The following is a 15,304-nucleotide window of genomic DNA, read 5'->3' on the forward strand; positions in this document are numbered from 1 at the left end:
GCCTCAGAGCAGCCCGAGATTGCTCTTGAGCTCGAACGGGGTCACCTGGCCGCGGTAGGCCTCCCATTCCTTGCGCTTGTTGAGCAGCACGTAGTTGAAGACCTGTTCGCCGAGCGTCTCGGCGACGAGTTCGGAATCCTCCATCAGTTCGAGCGCGTGGTCGAGACTCGCCGGCAGCGAGGTGTAGCCGAGTGCACGGCGTTCCGAGCCGGTCAGCGACCAGACATTGTCTTCGGCTTCTCTGGGCAGCTCGTACTCTTCCTCGATGCCCTTGAGCCCGGCGGCGAGCATGAGCGCGTAGGCGAGGTAGGGGTTGGTCGCCGAGTCGATCGCACGGTACTCGACCCGCGTGGACTGCCCCTTGTTCGGCTTGTACATCGGCACGCGCACCAGCGCAGAGCGGTTGTTGTGCCCCCAGGTGACGAAGCTGGGCGCCTCGTCGCCGCCCCACAGCCGTTTGTAGGAGTTCACGAACTGATTCGTGACGGCGGCGATCTCGTTGGCGTGGCGAAGCAGACCGGCTATGAACCGACGGCCGGTGATCGAGAGCTGATACTCGGCCCCGGCCTGGTAGAACGCGTTCGTATCGCCTTCGAAGAGAGACAGGTGCGTGTGCATGCCGCTGCCGGGCTGGTCGCTGAGCGGCTTCGGCATGAACGTCGCATAGACGCCCTGCTCGATCGCCACCTCTTTCACCACGGTGCGGAAGGTCATGATGTTGTCGGCTGTGGTGAGGGCATCGGCGTAGCGCAGATCGATCTCGTTCTGGCCGGGCCCGCCCTCATGGTGGCTGTATTCGACGGAGATGCCGAGGTCTTCCAGCATCCGCACCGACCGGCGTCGGAAATCGTGCGCCGTGCCACCGGGCACGTTGTCGAAATAGCCGGCGTTGTCGACCGGCACCGGGCCCTCCGGGCCGAACTGCGCCGACTTCAGCAGATAGAACTCGATCTCCGGGTGCGTGTAGAACGTGAATCCCGCGTCGGCCGCCTTCGCCAGCGCGCGTCGGAGCACGTGCCGCGGGTCGGACACAGCCGGGCGCCCATCGGGGGTGGTCAGGTCGCAGAACATGCGGGCAGTGGGGTCGATCTCCCCCCGCCACGGCAGGATCTGGAAGGTCGATGGATCCGGCTGTGCGAGCAGATCGGATTCGAATGAGCGGGTCAGCCCCTCAATCGCCGAGCCGTCGAAGCCGATCCCCTCGGCGAACGCACCCTCGACCTCGGCCGGAGCGATCGCCACCGATTTCAGCGTGCCGATGACATCCGTGAACCACAACCGGATGAATTTGACGCCGCGCTCCTCGATGGTGCGCAGCACGAAATCGCGCTGCTTGTCCATCGTCACGAGGCCGGTGTCGAGCCGGGGACGTCCCAGCCGCCTTCGGCGACCTCTTCCTCTGCCCAGGCGTTGGATCGCGCCCGGATGATCGCCGGGGCCTGTGCGGCCTCTTCGGCGGTGTCGAAGGGTCCGGCCCTGTCAACCGCGGGAGACTGCATTCCGAACTCGACCTGTCCGGTGCTGATGTTGTACCAGTACTTCTTGTCGCCGTCGGGCATGTCCACTCCTTCGTCGAGTTCTTCGAGATCTCGTCACGATCCTAATCGCACCGCGTGTGATGGCTAGGCTATTCGCCATGGCACAGGCAATCGGCGTCGATATCGGCGGCACGGGCATCAAAGCAGGAATCGTCGATCTCGAGAGCGGGATCCTCGCGTCGGACCGGGTGCGCATCCCGACTCCGGAAGGAGCCCACCCCGCCGACGTCATGGAGACCGTGCAGGCGCTCCTGCACAAACTCGACGTCGCGGAGTCGTCGTTGCCGCTCGGCGTCGCCTTCCCCGCCATCGTCCGGCGCGGCAAGACGATGTCGGCCGCGAACATCTCGCAGGAGTGGTTCGACTTCGAGGCCGAGAAATTCTTCGAGGACGGCCTGGGCAGGCACATCACGTTCGTGAACGATGCGGATGCCGCCGGCGTCGCCGAGGCGCGTCACGGCGCGGCCCGCGATGTCCAGGGCCTCACGATCCTGACGACTCTCGGCACCGGGATCGGCTCGGCCTTTCTGCACAACGGCGTGCTGATCCCGAATACCGAACTCGGACACCTCGATCGCAACGGCACCTCCATCGAGCGATGGGCTGCTTCCTCGGCGATGGAGCGCGAGGAGTTGTCCTGGGAGGAATGGGCCGAGCGCCTGCAGGTTTTCTATCAGCAGGTCGAGTTCCTGTTCAGCCCCGATCTGTTCGTGGTCGGCGGTGGGGTCTCGAAGAACCCGGAGAAGTTCATCCCCCTGCTGGAGCTGGACACACCGATCATTCCGGCGATTCACCGCAATGCGTCGGGCATCATCGGCGCCGCGGCGCTCTCGGCGGACTGACGCACCAGACGGCACCACAGACACGAAGACCCGGTCGCGATGACCGGGTCTTCTGTGCAGTGGGGCGAGTGGGCCGGCCTGTACGCCGGGTTCTGTTCAGGAGTTCTTCGCTCCCTTGACGGCCATCTCTCTCGGCGACACGTTGCCGTGCCGCTCCAGCAACCTACCCGAGGACTCGGCGGGCCGCGTCAACATCCTCTGTCTGGTCTTGCTCCGGGCGAGGTTTACCTGGCGGGACATGTCACCATGTCCCCCGGTGGTCTCTTACACCACCCTTTCACCCTTACCGGGACGAGCCCGGCGGTCTTCTCTCTGTGGCACTGTCTCGCGGATTACTCCGGGTGGGTGTTACCCACCGCCCTGCCCTGTGGAGCCCGGACGTTCCTCGGTGCGGTCTCCCGCCACGCGGCCGTCCGGCCGACCCACTCGCGTCTTCAGTCTACGGTCACACCGGGAACCATCACTTGCCGGCGTGCTCGCTGATGTGCAGATCCAGCGGCACATCGATGGTGAAGGCGGGGAAGAGACGGGCGGTCGCCGCAGCGGCCGCCTGGCGGATCGCTTCGGCCGCGGCATCCGCCTGCTCGATCGGGCAGTGCACGATCACCTCGTCGTGCAGGAAGAGAGCCAGATGGGCGCGGTCGCGGAAGACCGGGCCCGAGGTCGGTGCCGGAGCGGATGCCGGTGGCAGTGAGATCAGTCGATGCCGGATCTCTGCCAGCCACAGCAGCGCCCACTCGGCGGCGGTGCCCTGCACGACGAAGTTGCGGGTGAAGCGACCCCGCTCTCGCGCGCGGCTTCGTGCGCGTGACTCCTGCGCGTCGGCAGCATCCGGACCACTCCCCTGAGGCGGGGACTGCTCCGAGTTCTCATCGGATCGCGGCGAGGTACGTCCCAGCAGCGTGCTGACCACCCCGCCCTGCTCGCCAACGCGAGCAGCATCATCGACCAGGCGCATCGCCCGCGGGTAGACCGACCGCAGACGCGGCACGAGTCGTCCGCTCTCGCCGGTCGTTGCACCGTACATCGCGCCGAGCACCACGTACTTCGCCTCTTCACGCGAGCCGACCGCCCCCGAGCGCACCACCCCCTCGTACAGATCGGCGCCTCTGGCGGCATCCGCCATCGCAGTGTCTTCGGACATCGCCGCCAGCACCCGAGGCTCCAGCTGAGCGACATCGGCGCTCACGAGGGTCCAACCCGGGTCTGCTCGCACGGCCTCGCGCAGCTGCCGCGGAATCTGCAGCGCTCCCCCGCCAGATGATGCCCACCGGCCGGTGACGACCGCGCCAGTGAGATAGATCGGCCGGAATCTGCCCTCCTGCACCCAGTCATCGAGCCAGGACCACCCGTTGGCGGCGAACAGCCGGGCCAGCTTCTTGTATTGCAGGAGTGGTTCGACGACGGGGTGATCCACCTGCGAGAGCTGCCAGCGCGACGTCGACTCCACGAAGATCCCCGCGCGGTGCAGAGCGCGCAGCAGCCGAGGCGGGCTGTCGGGGTTCACGCTCGCGTCGTCGAGGTGCTCGGCTATCTGCGCTGCCAGCTCTACCATTCGCGCGGGTCGTGCGCCGCGGAGCGGTCGGGGGCCCAGCTGCTGTTCGAGAATGTGCTCGTGTGCCCCGCGGCTCCACGGCAACCCGGCAGCGGTCATCTCCTCGGCGACCAAAGCACCTGTTGATTCCGCCGCGCACAGCAGTGCGAGCCGCGAGTCGGGCGCTGTCGCGAGGGCGGCCAGCTGCGCTCGCCATTGGCCGACCACCTCGTCGAAGTCGTTGCCCGCAATGGCCGACACGGTGTCGACGTCGAACAGTCCTGGTGGCGGGGTCACTTCGTCGAAGACGTCGGTGCGGGTCCAGATCGGACACGGCGCCAGCGGCGCCCTCAGAGCAGCGGTGTCACGAAGGATCCCGTGGCACAGCACGAGGTCGTGCGCGCGGCGCAGCCGCACACCGGCGGTGAGCAGCGGAGGGTAGAAGCTTCGCAGCGTGCGAACCGTCCATCGCGGCGAGAGCTGCTCTTCGAGCTCGCGGATGCGCGCGAGGAAGCGATCGTCTGAGACGCGCTCAGGCAGGGAGAGCTCGGGTACAGCATCGCCAGCGGATGCCGCAGCGGACACGGCGATCAGCCAGGCGCCGCCGTCGGCAGCGCGGGCGACGACCGCATGCGGTGGGGGTGTGAGCCGGCTCACAGCATCCGCTCGTGCATTCGACGTCACCTCGAGCGGGCGTCAGGGACGGGCGGGGCTCTCCGACAGCCCCGATTCCTCGGTGCGCACGAGGATGGCACCGCACTCGGGGCACGAGAACACGGAGTCTGCAGCTGCCCGGCGCACTGCATTCAAATCGGTGCCGGAGAGCATCATGCGGCACCCCTCGCACACTCCGCGGCGCAGCAGTCCGACGCCGATCCCGCTGCGCGATGCCCGACGCTCGTATTCGGCGAGAAGGTCGGCCGAGACGGATGCTGCCAGCGCAGCCCGGTCACGCGAGAGCTGTCCTCCCTCGGTCGTCGCCGCGGCGACATCCGCTTTCGCTGCCGTGGTGAGCTGCGCGCCTTCGGCCTGGGTCTGGTCGATCAGCGCCTGCTGCGCGTTCACCGCGGCCTCGGCGTCTTCGACGCGGCCCATCACCTCGAGCTGGGTGTCTTCGAGCATGCTGATGCGGCGGCTCAGACTGTCGATCTCGTTCTCGAGAGCCTGCGCCTGCTTCGAATCTGTCGTCGTTGCAAGCCGGTCACCATCCCGGTCGCGGCGCTGAGCGGCAAGGGACACATCGCCTTCGAGGCGAGACAGCTCAGCGCGCGCATCATCGAGTACGCCCGTGAGCGCGGTCAGTTCGCCGAGCTGCTGCTGACGGATGCCGGCGAGCTCATTGATGCGAGCGCCCTGCGGCGGCTGGGTGCGGGCTCGTTCAGCCTGCTGAATCCGGCGATCCAGATCGGCGATGTCGAGAAGTGTGCGCTGGTTCTCCGCGGTGGCTTTCACGTCTCAAATCTAGTCTGCCCAGGGTGGTTCGGTCATCCTTCGGCGTCGACGTAGAACCACACCCGCTCTTCTCTGACGAACCGGCTGCGCTCCCGCATCGATCCGCGCTCGCCGCTCTGCCGGAAGAACGCTTCGAATTCGACGATTCCATCGACGTCGAACGGGCCGCCCTGCACCTGCCCAAGGATGTCCAGGCGCAGCCAGCGCACATCGTCGTCGAGGTCGAGATGGCCGGGACGAGTCGACGAATGCCATGTGCGCAGCAGATGACCTGCGTCGCTGATCGCGAACGCCGTGAAGCGCGAGCGCATCAGCCGCACGGCCGTCGGTGCGATGCCGGTCGCGATCACCGGCGCACAGCAGGAGCCGAACACGTCGCCGCTCGTGCAGGGACAGCGCTGATCGGCAGAAGGCGAATGGGGTTTCGGCATCTGCCCATCGTCGCAGGCTGCGGTGGTCCGGCGACACCCCGGAGCCTGGCACCTAGGCTGGCAGCACGCCCGATACGGAGGAGAACCATGACTGCCACCCCGCTCTTCACCGCCCACAATGACTTTCGCCTGCCCGCGGTCGGCCTCGGCACCTATCGACTCAACGGCGATGCCGGCGCGCGCGCTGTCTCTGCTGGGATCGACCTCGGCTATCGTCTCGTCGATTCGGCATTCAACTACGAGAACGAGGGCGCCGTCGGCGCGGGTGTCACCGCATCGGGAGTGGACCAGTCGGAGATCATCGTTGCCACCAAGCTGCCCGGTCGTCATCATGCCGCTGATAAGGCCCGCGTCAGCATCGAGGAGAGCCGTTTCCGGCTCGGCGCCGATGCCACGGATCTGCATCTGATCCACTGGCCCAATCCGAGCGTGGATCTGTACGTCGAGGCCTGGCAGGCTCTCATCGACGCTCAGGCGCGCGGCACGGTGCGCCAGATCGGCGTGTCGAATTTTCTGCCCGAGCACCTCGAGCGCATCGAGCGCGAGACCGGCCAGCGTCCGGTCGTGAACCAGATCGAAGTGCATCCGTATTTCCCGCAGAGCGAAGCGATCGCGCTGCATGCGGAGCGCGGCATCCTCACGGTCGCCTGGAGCCCGCTCGGTCGCGCGAAGGAGCTGCTGCGGGAGCCGGTGATCGTCGAGGTCGCCGAAGCACACCAGATCAGCCCCGCTCAGGCAGTGATCGCCTGGCATGTGGCGCGCGGCACGGTATCGATCCCGAAGGCCTCCTCGGTGGAACATCAGCGCGCGAACCTGGAAGCGGCGTCCGTTGTGCTGGACGCCGCCGAGGTCGAGGCCATCACTGGTCTGGGAAAGCCGGATGGGCGTCTGTTCGGTGCCGATCCGGCGACGCATGAGGAGATGTGATCCCTCCCCGAACTCTGCTCAGATCAGCCGGCCGAGCCACAGGCCGAGGCCCGCGACGATGACGGCGACGGCGAGCATCCCGAACGAGTTCGCAATGGCCAGCCAGATGCGTCGTTCCTGCAGAAGTCGCAGCGTCTGGAAGCTGGTCGTGCTGAACGCCGTGAATCCACCGACCATTCCCACTCCGGCGTAGAGTCCGAGCTGCTCTGGCAGGATGTGCCCCGCGGTCAGCCCGGTGATGAGCCCGAGCAGGAAGGCGCCGATGACGTTGATGACGAACATCGCCACCGGGTAGTTCGTGCGAATGCGGCGATGCACGAACCCGTTCACTGCGAGACGCAGCGCGGCGCCGACCCCACCGGCCAGCGCGACCAGGAGCGTGCCGAGTATCATCGCTCCGCCCGTCCACGCCGCCGCAGGATGCGGTGCCAGGACTTCACGCTCATGATCCCCAGCCAGACGGCCCCGGCCCCGGCGATGAGAGTCCCCACCGCGTAGCCCACGCCCAGCAGCACATGATGGTTCTCCGCCACGGTGACCACGTCCACGGCGAGTTGGGCATAACTGGTGAGCGCGCCCAGGAATCCGACGGCCACAAGCAGTCGAGCGAAGCGCGTGCGCCTCGTCTCCGGGCGTTCGGCCAGCGCCTGCAGGAACGCGCCGAGCAGAAACGGGCCGAGAATGTTTACGATGACGGTGCCGAAGGAGAGCGTCTCCCAGATGGGCGTGGCCTGGGCGATCATGAAGCGTGCGCCTGCCCCCAGCGCGCCGCCGAGTGCGGCGACCACGAGATAGCGGGGCCGCACACGCACGATCACGGGCACGCCGGTGATCGTGCGCGCCACCTCGATGTCGCTGTTCATCGGCAGCTGTGCGCGTGGACGACGTCGCCACCGCACGAGGTACCACGGTCGTCCAGAGCGCGCGGCCCTCAGCTTCACCGACGCCCGTCTCAGTCGGCCATGAGATGAATCCGGCACGACGTTCTCTCCACTCGATTGGCTGCCGCTCCTATGCTAATTGCTGGGCGGTCGCGGACATCTCCACGGTGCGTGGTTACCCGTTGTGCCGCGAGTCTGGCGGGCGTAGCTTCGACCGCATGAACAACGATCCGGTCACGACAAACCCCGACCTCTACCAGGTCCTCTTCGAAAACGATCGGGTCCGGGTGCTCGAGTACCGGGATGAGCCCGGAACGCAGTCCGTCCCGCATGCCCACCCCGACAGCGTGATGATCACGCTGAGCAACTTCCGTCGCCGACTGACCGCCGGAGACCGTCAGGCAGACGTCGAGCTGCAGGCGGGCCAGGCTCGCTGGCTCGAAGCGCAGACCCACAGCGGACACAACACGGGTGCGACCGACACGCACGTCATCTTCGTCGAGCTCAAAGAACCGGCGCCCGGTGGAGATCCCGCTGCCCTGGGTCCCGCGGCAACGCCCTGACGTCGCTAGTCGTCGCTGTCGGCGAGGCTCGCGTAGACCACGATGTTGTCCAGGTGCGACCCGGCGGTGTTCTCGTAGACGCTGCCGTATTGATCAAACGCAGGGCAGTGCAGAACGACTCAGAGTCGCTTCGCAACCGTCAGCAGCACGACCGAGTCCTCGACTGCTTCGAGCGCGTGAGGGGAATCGGGGATGAACAGGAGATCTCCCGGCGAACCATTCCAGTTCACGTCGCCGCTGACGAGAGTCACCCGTCCGACGAGCACCTGAACAGTCGCTTCGCCCGGATTCTCATGTTCCTGGAGTTCAGAGCCAGCGCGCAGCGCGATCATCGTCTGCCGCAGCGCGTGCTCATGGCCACCGTAAACGGTGCGGCCGCTGCGCCCGCTCGATGCGTCTTTCGCGATCTGCAACTGGTGGCGCATCAGCGCCGTCAGAGAAACCTTCTGCATGGGACCTCTTCCCTCTGAGATGAGCACGTCGGCAGATCTTCTCATCGGCTGCGCGATGGGAACTGCCGACCACGATGCCACATCGAGGTGATCGCGTTGGTTTGACAGCGATCCTACGGTGGGCCCTGCCGGGATCGAACCGACGACATCCACGGTGTAAACGTGGCGCTCTACCAGCTGAGCTAAAGGCCCTGACCAACTCATTCTAAGGGGGCACGGATTGCGGCATCCGACACCGGAACGGATATAGGCTGAACACAGTACGCGTTGTACTGAGCCGACAAGGCCGAGACGCGCACCACCCCGTTTCATTGGCACGATCTGCCAGCTTGACGAAAGGCTCCACGTGACCGTCCACGATCAGGATCCATACTCTCAGGGTCCCCTTGACAGTGATCCGGAAGAGACCGGCGAGTGGCAGCAGTCGCTCGATGAGCTTGTCGATGCCAAGGGCCACGGCCGCGGGCGTGAGATCATGCTCAGTCTGCTCAAGCGCTCCAAAGAGCTGCACCTCGGTGTGCCGATGGTGCCGACGACCGACTACATCAACACGATCGCCTCGGAGAATGAGCCTGACTTCCCCGGCGAAGAAGACGTCGAGCGCCGCTACCGCTCCTGGATCCGCTGGAACGCCGCGATCACCGTGCACCGCGCACAGCGTCCCGGCATCGGCGTCGGCGGACACATCTCGACCTACGCGTCATCCGCATCGCTGTACGAAGTCGGCTTCAACCACTTCTTCCGCGGGCATGACAACCCCGGCGGGGCCGACCAGATCTTCATCCAGGGCCACGCCTCCCCCGGCATCTACGCTCGCTCCTTCCTCGAAGGTCGCCTCAGCGAGGACGACCTGAACGGGTTCCGCCAGGAGAAGTCTCGGGCGCCGCACGCCATTCCGTCGTACCCGCACCCGCACCTGATGCCGGAGTACTGGCAGTTCCCCACCGTGTCGATGGGCCTCGGCCCGATCAACGCGATCTACCAGGCCATGTCGAACCGGTACCTCGAGAACCGCGGCATCAAGGACACCTCCGCGTCTCACGTCTGGGCTTTCCTGGGTGATGGCGAGATGGACGAGATCGAGAGCCGCGGACAGCTGCAGGTGGCAGCGAACGAGGGCCTCGACAACCTCACCTTCGTCATCAACTGCAACCTGCAGCGTCTTGACGGTCCGGTGCGAGGCAACGGCAAGATCATCCAGGAGCTGGAGTCGTTCTTCCGCGGCGCCGGCTGGAACGTCATCAAGGTCGTCTGGGGCCGCGAATGGGATGACCTGCTCGCCCGCGACACCGAGGGCGCGCTGCTGAACATCATGAACTCCACGCCGGACGGCGACTACCAGACCTACAAGGCCGAGTCGGGTGCCTACGTGCGCGAGCACTTCTTCGGCAAGGACGAACGTGCCGCAGCGCTGGTCAAGGATCTCTCGGACGACGAGGTCTGGCAGCTGCGCCGCGGTGGCCACGACTACCGCAAGGTGTACGCCGCGTACAAGGCCGCACTCGAGCACAAGGGCCAGCCCACTGTCATCCTCGCGAAGACCGTCAAGGGCTACGGCCTCGGTCCGCACTTCGAGGGCCGCAACGCGACCCACCAGATGAAGAAGATGACGCTGGAGAACCTGAAGACCTTCCGCGACACGATGCACATCCCGATCACGGATGCGCAGCTCGAAGAGAACCCGTACCTGCCGCCGTATTACAACCCCGGTCCGCAGGACGAGACGATCCAGTACATGCTCGAGCGCCGCAAGAACCTGGGCGGATTCCTGCCCGAGCGACGCGTCACGCATGTGCCGATCACACTGCCGGATGACAAGACCTACGCGCTGCCCAAGAAGGGGTCCGGCACGCAGGAGATCGCCACGACCATGGCGTTCGTCCGGCTGCTGAAGGATCTGCTGCGCGCCAAGGACTTCGGCAACCGCATCGTGCCGATCATCCCCGATGAGGCACGCACCTTCGGCATCGACGCGTACTTCCCGACGGCGAAGATCTACAACCCGAACGGGCAGCACTACACGTCGGTCGACCGTGAGCTGCTTCTGGCGTACAAGGAGAGCCCGCAGGGGCAGATCATGCACGTCGGCATCAACGAGGCCGGTGCCGTCGCTGCGTTCACTGCGGCGGGAACGTCGTACTCCACGCACGGCGAGCCACTGATCCCGATCTACATCTTCTACTCGATGTTCGGCTTCCAGCGCACCGGTGACGGTCAGTGGGCCGCCGGCGACCAGATGGCGCGCGGATTCATCATCGGCGCCACCGCGGGCCGCACCACGCTCACCGGTGAAGGACTGCAGCACGCCGACGGCCACTCGCCGCTGCTGGCCTCCACCAACCCCGCCACCGTGTCGTACGACCCGGCCTACGGCTACGAGATCGCGCACATCGTGCGCTCGGGCCTCGACCGCATGTACGGCGGCAATCACCCCGACCCGAACGTGATGTACTACATCACTGTCTACAACGAGCCGATGGTCCACCCGGCCGAACCCGATGATGTCGACGTCGACGGCATCATCCGCGGCATCCACCGCATCGCGGTCGGCGATGGCGAAGGCCCGCGCACCCAGCTGTTCGGCTCGGGCGTCGGAGTGCCGTGGGTTCTCGAAGCCCAGCAGCTTCTCAAGCAGGACTGGGGCGTTGTCGCCGACGTCTGGTCGGTGACGTCGTGGAACGAGCTGCGCCGCGACGGCCTGGCCGTCGACGAGCACAACTTCCTGCACCCCGAGGAAGAGCCCCGCACTGCGTACCTGACGCAGAAGCTGCAGGGGGCCGACGGACCGGTTGTCGCCGTCAGCGACTTCATGCACGCCGTGCAGGATCAGATCCGTCCGTGGGTGCCGCAGCGGTTCTACACGCTCGGCGCCGACGACTTCGGCTTCTCCGACACCCGCGCCGCTGCTCGTCGGTTCTTCAAGATCGACGGCCCGTCCATCGTCGTCCGCGCGCTGCAGGCGCTCGCCGAAGAGGGGAAGGTGGACCGTGCGCTCGTCGGACAGGCGATCCAGAAGTACAGCCTGTTCGATGTCAACGCCGGCACCAGCGGAAACGCAGGCGGCGAGAGCTGAGCCTGTGACCGGATCCTCCCCGCAGGCCACCGACAAGGCCGCGACTCTCACCTGGCTGCGCCGGATCTCCGGTGATATCGCCACGGTGACGATCAAGCGGCTGGAAGACACCCTGCCGTGGTACGCCGATATGCCACCGGCTCGACGCTCTGCCGTCGGGCTGGTGGCGCAGGCGGGCATCACCTCGTTCATCCAGTGGTACGAGGATCCGACATCGACGCCGTGGATCGCGGCGGATATCTTCGCCGCCGCGCCCCGCGAGCTGCTGCGCAGCGTCAGTCTGCAGCAGACCCTGCAGCTGATCCGGGTGACGGTCGAAGTCACCGAGGAACGCGTCGCCGGGCGCGACACTGACCTCCGCGAAGCGATCCTGCTGTATTCCCGCGATGTCGCGTTCGCATCCGCGGATGTGTACGCGCGGGCTGCCGAGGCCCGAGGGCTGTGGGATGCCAGGCTCGAAGCACTCGTGGTCGACTCCATCCTCACCGGAGAGGCCGACGAGGAGCTCCCCAGTCGAATCGCCGCGCTCGGCTGGCACGGCCACGGCGAGGTCAGCGTCGTGGTCGGTACGACTCCCCCGCAGTTCGACGTGGATCTGGTGCGGCGCACAGCGCGGCGCCTGTCGGTGGATGTGCTGATCGGCGTGCAGGGCTCCCGCCTGGTGCTCGTCGTCGGTCGGGCGCGCATCGCCGGCAAGGAGGCAGAGGAAGACGAACTGTCGTTCGGCGAGATCGCCGAACGCCTGGAGCCGTCCTTCGGACCGGGCTACGTCGTCATCGGCCCACCGGTCGCCGCACTCGTGGATGCCGGACAGAGCGCTCGCGCAGCCCTCGCGGGGTTCGCGGTGGCTCGCGCGTGGCGCAGTGCACCTCGTCCTGTCGAAGCCGATGATCTTCTGCCTGAGCGCGCACTCGCCGGTGATGTGCTCGCCAAGCAGACGCTGATCGAGCGGATCTTCCGTCCGCTGCAGGCGCATTCTCCCGACCTGGTGACGACACTGTGGAGCTACCTCGACAACGGCCGATCGCTGGAGGCGACGGCGCGTGAGCTCTTCGTGCACCCCAACACGGTCCGTTATCGCCTCAAGCGCGTCAGTGAAGTCATCGGCTGGGACGCCACTGGCCCTCGCGAAGCGCTCATTCTGCAGACTGCCCTCATTCTGGGGTCGATCGGTTCGACCGAAGCCGCGCGTCGGCGCCCGACCGCTCGCCGTCGCTGACGCCTTCCCCGGGCGAAGTCTGTACGCCACGCACAAGCAGAATCGCGATTCTTGTGATGGATCATCCACCAGTTGACGGGAATCGTTGGCAGACTGGGGAGGTGATTGTCGTCGCCTGCCCTGGACAGGGCTCCCAGACCCCCGGCTTCCTCGCCCCGTGGCTCGAGCTGGAGGGTGTTCCCGAACAGCTCGCCGCATACTCCGACGCCGCGCAGGTCGATCTCGTCGCGCATGGCACCACGTCGGATGCCGACACGATCCGCGATACGCGCATCGCGCAGCCGCTGATCGTCGCCGCATCCCTCATTGCCGCGCAGGCGCTCACCGCTCGGGCGGATCGTTGCGCCGACGGCGTGGCCGGACATTCGGTCGGGGAACTCGCCGCACTGGCCGAAGCCGGCGTGCTGACTGCCGTCGACGCGATGCGCCTGGTCGGCATCCGCGGCCGCGCCATGGCGGATGCCGCAAACCAGACGCCTACCGGCATGAGCGCGGTGCTCCGCGGTGACGCCGATGAGGTGCTGGCGCTGCTGGCCGAACTCGACCTGACACCGGCGAACTACAACGTCGCCGGACAGATCGTCGCCGCAGGCGCTCTTGACGGGCTGACGCAGCTCGCCGAGCGCGCGCCGCGAGGAGTTCGAGTGATGCCCCTGCAGGTTGCCGGCGCCTTCCACACCTCGTACATGGCATCCGCGGTGGGCACGCTGCGCACCGCTGTCGATGGCGTCGCGGCGGCCGACCCGAGCATCACCCTCTGGTCGAACCGCGATGGGGCAGTCGTCACGGACGGCCAGGACGCGCTCGACCGGATCGTCAGCCAGGTGTCCTCTCCCGTCCGCTGGGATCTCTGCATGGACGCATTCACCGCCGCGGGCATCACCGGTTTCATCGAAGTCGCGCCTGCCGGTGCGCTCGTCGGACTCGCCAAGCGCGGGCTGGACGGCATCCCGAACGTGGCCGTCAAGTCCCCCGAAGATCTCGATGCGGCCGCCGCGCTGCTGAACGGAGCAGCCGCATGATCACGCTCAAGCAGTCGACCGGACCCGCCTTCACCCGCATCTACTCCGTCGGCGCCGCCCGCGGCGAGAACGCGGTCCCCAATGACGATCTGGTGGGGCCGATCGACTCCAGCGACGAGTGGATCCGCCAGCGCACGGGCATCATCACGCGCATGCGCGCGCTGCCGGGCACGAATGCGATCGATCTGTCGGCAGATGCCGCCGCAGAAGCCGTCGAGCGCTCAGGCGTCGACCCGGCAGACATCGACCTCGTCATCGTCGCCACGATCAGCAATCCGAAGCAGACGCCGTCGGTCGCCGCGATCGTCGCCGACCGAATCGGTGCGAACCCCGCTGCCGCGTACGACATGAACGCCGCCTGCGCGGGGTACGCCTACGCGATCGCGCAGGCCGACGCGCTGATCCGCACCGGAGGCGCCCACTACGCCGTCGTCATCGGAGCCGAGAAGCTCTCCGATGTCGTGGATCCCGCTGACCGCAGCATCTCCTTCCTGCTGGGTGATGGTGCTGGCGCGGTGGTCATCGGTCCCAGCGAGACCCCGGGCATCTCGCCCACCGTGTGGGGCTCCGACGGGTCGAAGGCAGACCTGGTCGGCATGAACAACACGCTCACCGATTTCCGCGACGGTCTCGTCCCGTGGCCGACGCTGCGCCAGGAAGGCCCGAGCGTGTACCGCTGGGCCGTCTGGGAGATGGCGAAGGTCGCTCGGCAGGCGCTCGACGAGGCCGGCATCGAGGCATCGGATCTTGCCGCATTCATCCCGCACCAGGCGAACCTGCGGATCGTCGAGCAGTTCGCCAAGCAGCTGAAGCTGCCGGAGACCACCGTCATCGCCCGCGACATCGAGACGACGGGCAACACGTCCGCGGCCTCCATTCCGCTCGCCACGCACCGTCTGCTCGAAGAGCATCCCGAACTCAGCGGTGGTCTGGCGCTGCAGATCGGCTTCGGCGCCGGACTCGTCTTCGGCGCGCAGGTGGTCGTGCTGCCCTGATCCGGGCCGCATTTTCCCTAGACTGTTCACCGGTTCCGTAAACACCCCGAGAAAGAGGAAACACCATGGCTCTCACCAACGACGAGGTCCTCGCTGGCCTTGCTGAACTGGTCACCGACGAGACCGGCATCGACGCATCCGAGGTCGCGATGGAGAAGTCGTTCACCGATGACCTCGACATCGACTCCATCTCGATGATGACGATCGTCGTCAACGCCGAGGAGAAGTTCGGCGTCACGATCCCCGACGACGAGGTCAAGAACCTGAAGACCGTCGCGGACGCCGTCAACTTCATCGTCGCCGGCCAGGAGTAAGCCCCCGCGGATGCCACCCCCGCAGACTGCGGGGCGTGGCATCCTCCTTCCCTGATCGTCT

Annotated in this window: 16 protein-coding genes, 1 tRNA gene and 1 other RNA gene; 8 read left to right on the forward strand and 10 right to left on the reverse strand. The window is 66.6% G+C overall.

Features of this window, described 5'->3' with window-relative positions:
- Positions 1-3 precede the first annotated feature (3 nt).
- Both FM104_RS04180 and FM104_RS04185 read right to left on the reverse strand, forming a co-directional pair.
- A complete protein-coding gene (locus tag FM104_RS04180; RefSeq protein ID WP_087130198.1) occupies positions 4-1,341 on the reverse strand; it encodes a glutamine synthetase family protein in 1,338 nt (445 codons plus the stop codon).
- Positions 1,342-1,343: 2 nt separating this feature from the next.
- Entirely contained in the window at positions 1,344-1,559 is a 216-nt protein-coding gene (locus tag FM104_RS04185) for a hypothetical protein (RefSeq protein WP_087130199.1), read from the reverse strand.
- Positions 1,560-1,636: 77 nt separating this feature from the next.
- Between FM104_RS04185 and ppgK the strand changes: the two genes are divergently transcribed.
- Positions 1,637-2,380 (forward strand): polyphosphate--glucose phosphotransferase, encoded by a 744-nt coding sequence (gene ppgK, locus FM104_RS04190; RefSeq protein WP_087130200.1) that lies wholly within the window; start codon positions 1,637-1,639, stop codon positions 2,378-2,380.
- A gap of 65 nt (positions 2,381-2,445) precedes the next feature.
- On the opposite strand, the gene rnpB is transcribed toward ppgK, so the two are convergent.
- The 4 genes from rnpB to FM104_RS04210 all read right to left on the reverse strand — a co-directional run bounded on the left by rnpB (position 2,446) and on the right by FM104_RS04210 (position 5,797).
- Positions 2,446-2,805: RNase P RNA component class A (gene rnpB / locus FM104_RS04195), an RNA gene on the reverse strand.
- A gap of 35 nt (positions 2,806-2,840) precedes the next feature.
- Positions 2,841-4,571, reverse strand: coding sequence for a bifunctional 3'-5' exonuclease/DNA polymerase (locus FM104_RS04200; RefSeq protein ID WP_087130270.1), 1,731 nt, complete (start codon positions 4,569-4,571; stop codon positions 2,841-2,843).
- A gap of 39 nt (positions 4,572-4,610) precedes the next feature.
- Positions 4,611-5,366 carry a zinc ribbon domain-containing protein gene (locus FM104_RS04205; protein ID WP_087130201.1) on the reverse strand — a complete coding sequence of 252 codons (756 nt, stop codon included), beginning with the start codon at positions 5,364-5,366 and terminating at the stop codon, positions 4,611-4,613.
- A gap of 32 nt (positions 5,367-5,398) precedes the next feature.
- Entirely contained in the window at positions 5,399-5,797 is a 399-nt protein-coding gene (locus FM104_RS04210; RefSeq protein ID WP_087130202.1) for a YchJ family protein, read from the reverse strand.
- An 87-nt stretch (positions 5,798-5,884) separates the two neighbouring features.
- Here FM104_RS04210 and FM104_RS04215 point away from each other — a divergent pair, with 87 nt between their 5' ends.
- Entirely contained in the window at positions 5,885-6,724 is an 840-nt protein-coding gene (locus FM104_RS04215; protein WP_087130203.1) for an aldo/keto reductase, read from the forward strand.
- An 18-nt stretch (positions 6,725-6,742) separates the two neighbouring features.
- Here FM104_RS04215 and FM104_RS04220 read toward each other — a convergent pair whose 3' ends face one another.
- Together FM104_RS04220 and FM104_RS04225 are read right to left on the reverse strand one after the other, a co-directional pair.
- Entirely contained in the window at positions 6,743-7,117 is a 375-nt protein-coding gene (locus tag FM104_RS04220; protein WP_256971515.1) for a fluoride efflux transporter FluC, read from the reverse strand.
- Positions 7,114-7,587 carry a fluoride efflux transporter FluC gene (locus FM104_RS04225; protein WP_087130204.1) on the reverse strand — a complete coding sequence of 158 codons (474 nt, stop codon included), beginning with the start codon at positions 7,585-7,587 and terminating at the stop codon, positions 7,114-7,116. Before FM104_RS04225 ends, FM104_RS04220 begins: the two co-directional genes overlap by 4 nt.
- 236 nt (positions 7,588-7,823) lie before the next feature.
- Here FM104_RS04225 and FM104_RS04230 point away from each other — a divergent pair, with 236 nt between their 5' ends.
- On the forward strand, positions 7,824-8,168 hold the full coding sequence (locus FM104_RS04230; RefSeq protein WP_087130205.1) for a cupin domain-containing protein: 345 nt from the start codon (positions 7,824-7,826) through the stop codon (positions 8,166-8,168).
- 119 nt (positions 8,169-8,287) lie between these two features.
- On the opposite strand, the gene FM104_RS04235 is transcribed toward FM104_RS04230, so the two are convergent.
- Entirely contained in the window at positions 8,288-8,620 is a 333-nt protein-coding gene (locus FM104_RS04235) for a cupin domain-containing protein (protein WP_143738245.1), read from the reverse strand.
- A 119-nt stretch (positions 8,621-8,739) separates the two neighbouring features.
- Positions 8,740-8,812 (reverse strand) — tRNA-Val (locus FM104_RS04240).
- Positions 8,813-8,966: 154 nt separating this feature from the next.
- Between FM104_RS04240 and aceE the strand changes: the two genes are divergently transcribed.
- From aceE to FM104_RS04265, 5 genes are all read left to right on the forward strand, one after another.
- Positions 8,967-11,693 (forward strand): pyruvate dehydrogenase (acetyl-transferring), homodimeric type, encoded by a 2,727-nt coding sequence (gene aceE / locus FM104_RS04245; protein ID WP_087130207.1) that lies wholly within the window; start codon positions 8,967-8,969, stop codon positions 11,691-11,693.
- Positions 11,694-11,697: 4 nt separating this feature from the next.
- Entirely contained in the window at positions 11,698-12,912 is a 1,215-nt protein-coding gene (locus FM104_RS04250) for a PucR family transcriptional regulator (protein ID WP_087130208.1), read from the forward strand.
- 101 nt (positions 12,913-13,013) lie between these two features.
- Positions 13,014-13,934: an ACP S-malonyltransferase gene (locus FM104_RS04255; protein WP_087130209.1), complete on the forward strand. Its 921-nt coding sequence runs from the start codon at positions 13,014-13,016 to the stop codon at positions 13,932-13,934.
- Complete coding sequence (locus FM104_RS04260) at positions 13,931-14,929, forward strand: beta-ketoacyl-ACP synthase III (protein ID WP_087130210.1); 999 nt, start codon at positions 13,931-13,933, stop codon at positions 14,927-14,929. Before FM104_RS04255 ends, FM104_RS04260 begins: the two co-directional genes overlap by 4 nt.
- A gap of 65 nt (positions 14,930-14,994) precedes the next feature.
- Positions 14,995-15,243, forward strand: coding sequence for an acyl carrier protein (locus FM104_RS04265; RefSeq protein ID WP_087130211.1), 249 nt, complete (start codon positions 14,995-14,997; stop codon positions 15,241-15,243).
- The last annotated feature ends 61 nt before the right edge of the window (positions 15,244-15,304 follow it).

This window comes from Microbacterium esteraromaticum (assembly GCF_900163815.1).
Taxonomy (GTDB): domain Bacteria; phylum Actinomycetota; class Actinomycetes; order Actinomycetales; family Microbacteriaceae; genus Microbacterium; species Microbacterium esteraromaticum_B.

Coding starts and splice junctions, on each gene's coding strand:
- FM104_RS04215 (WP_087130203.1), top strand. CDS start 5,885: ATGACTGCCACCCCGCTCTTCACCGCCCACAATGACTTTCGCCTGCCC.
- FM104_RS04225 (WP_087130204.1), bottom strand. CDS start 7,587: ATGAACAGCGACATCGAGGTGGCGCGCACGATCACCGGCGTGCCCGTG.
- FM104_RS04180 (WP_087130198.1), bottom strand. CDS start 1,341: ATGGACAAGCAGCGCGATTTCGTGCTGCGCACCATCGAGGAGCGCGGC.
- FM104_RS04220 (WP_256971515.1), bottom strand. CDS start 7,117: ATGATACTCGGCACGCTCCTGGTCGCGCTGGCCGGTGGGGTCGGCGCC.
- FM104_RS04265 (WP_087130211.1), top strand. CDS start 14,995: ATGGCTCTCACCAACGACGAGGTCCTCGCTGGCCTTGCTGAACTGGTC.
- FM104_RS04230 (WP_087130205.1), top strand. CDS start 7,824: ATGAACAACGATCCGGTCACGACAAACCCCGACCTCTACCAGGTCCTC.
- FM104_RS04185 (WP_087130199.1), bottom strand. CDS start 1,559: ATGCCCGACGGCGACAAGAAGTACTGGTACAACATCAGCACCGGACAG.
- FM104_RS04210 (WP_087130202.1), bottom strand. CDS start 5,797: ATGCCGAAACCCCATTCGCCTTCTGCCGATCAGCGCTGTCCCTGCACG.
- ppgK (WP_087130200.1), top strand. CDS start 1,637: ATGGCACAGGCAATCGGCGTCGATATCGGCGGCACGGGCATCAAAGCA.
- FM104_RS04235 (WP_143738245.1), bottom strand. CDS start 8,620: ATGCAGAAGGTTTCTCTGACGGCGCTGATGCGCCACCAGTTGCAGATC.
- FM104_RS04260 (WP_087130210.1), top strand. CDS start 13,931: ATGATCACGCTCAAGCAGTCGACCGGACCCGCCTTCACCCGCATCTAC.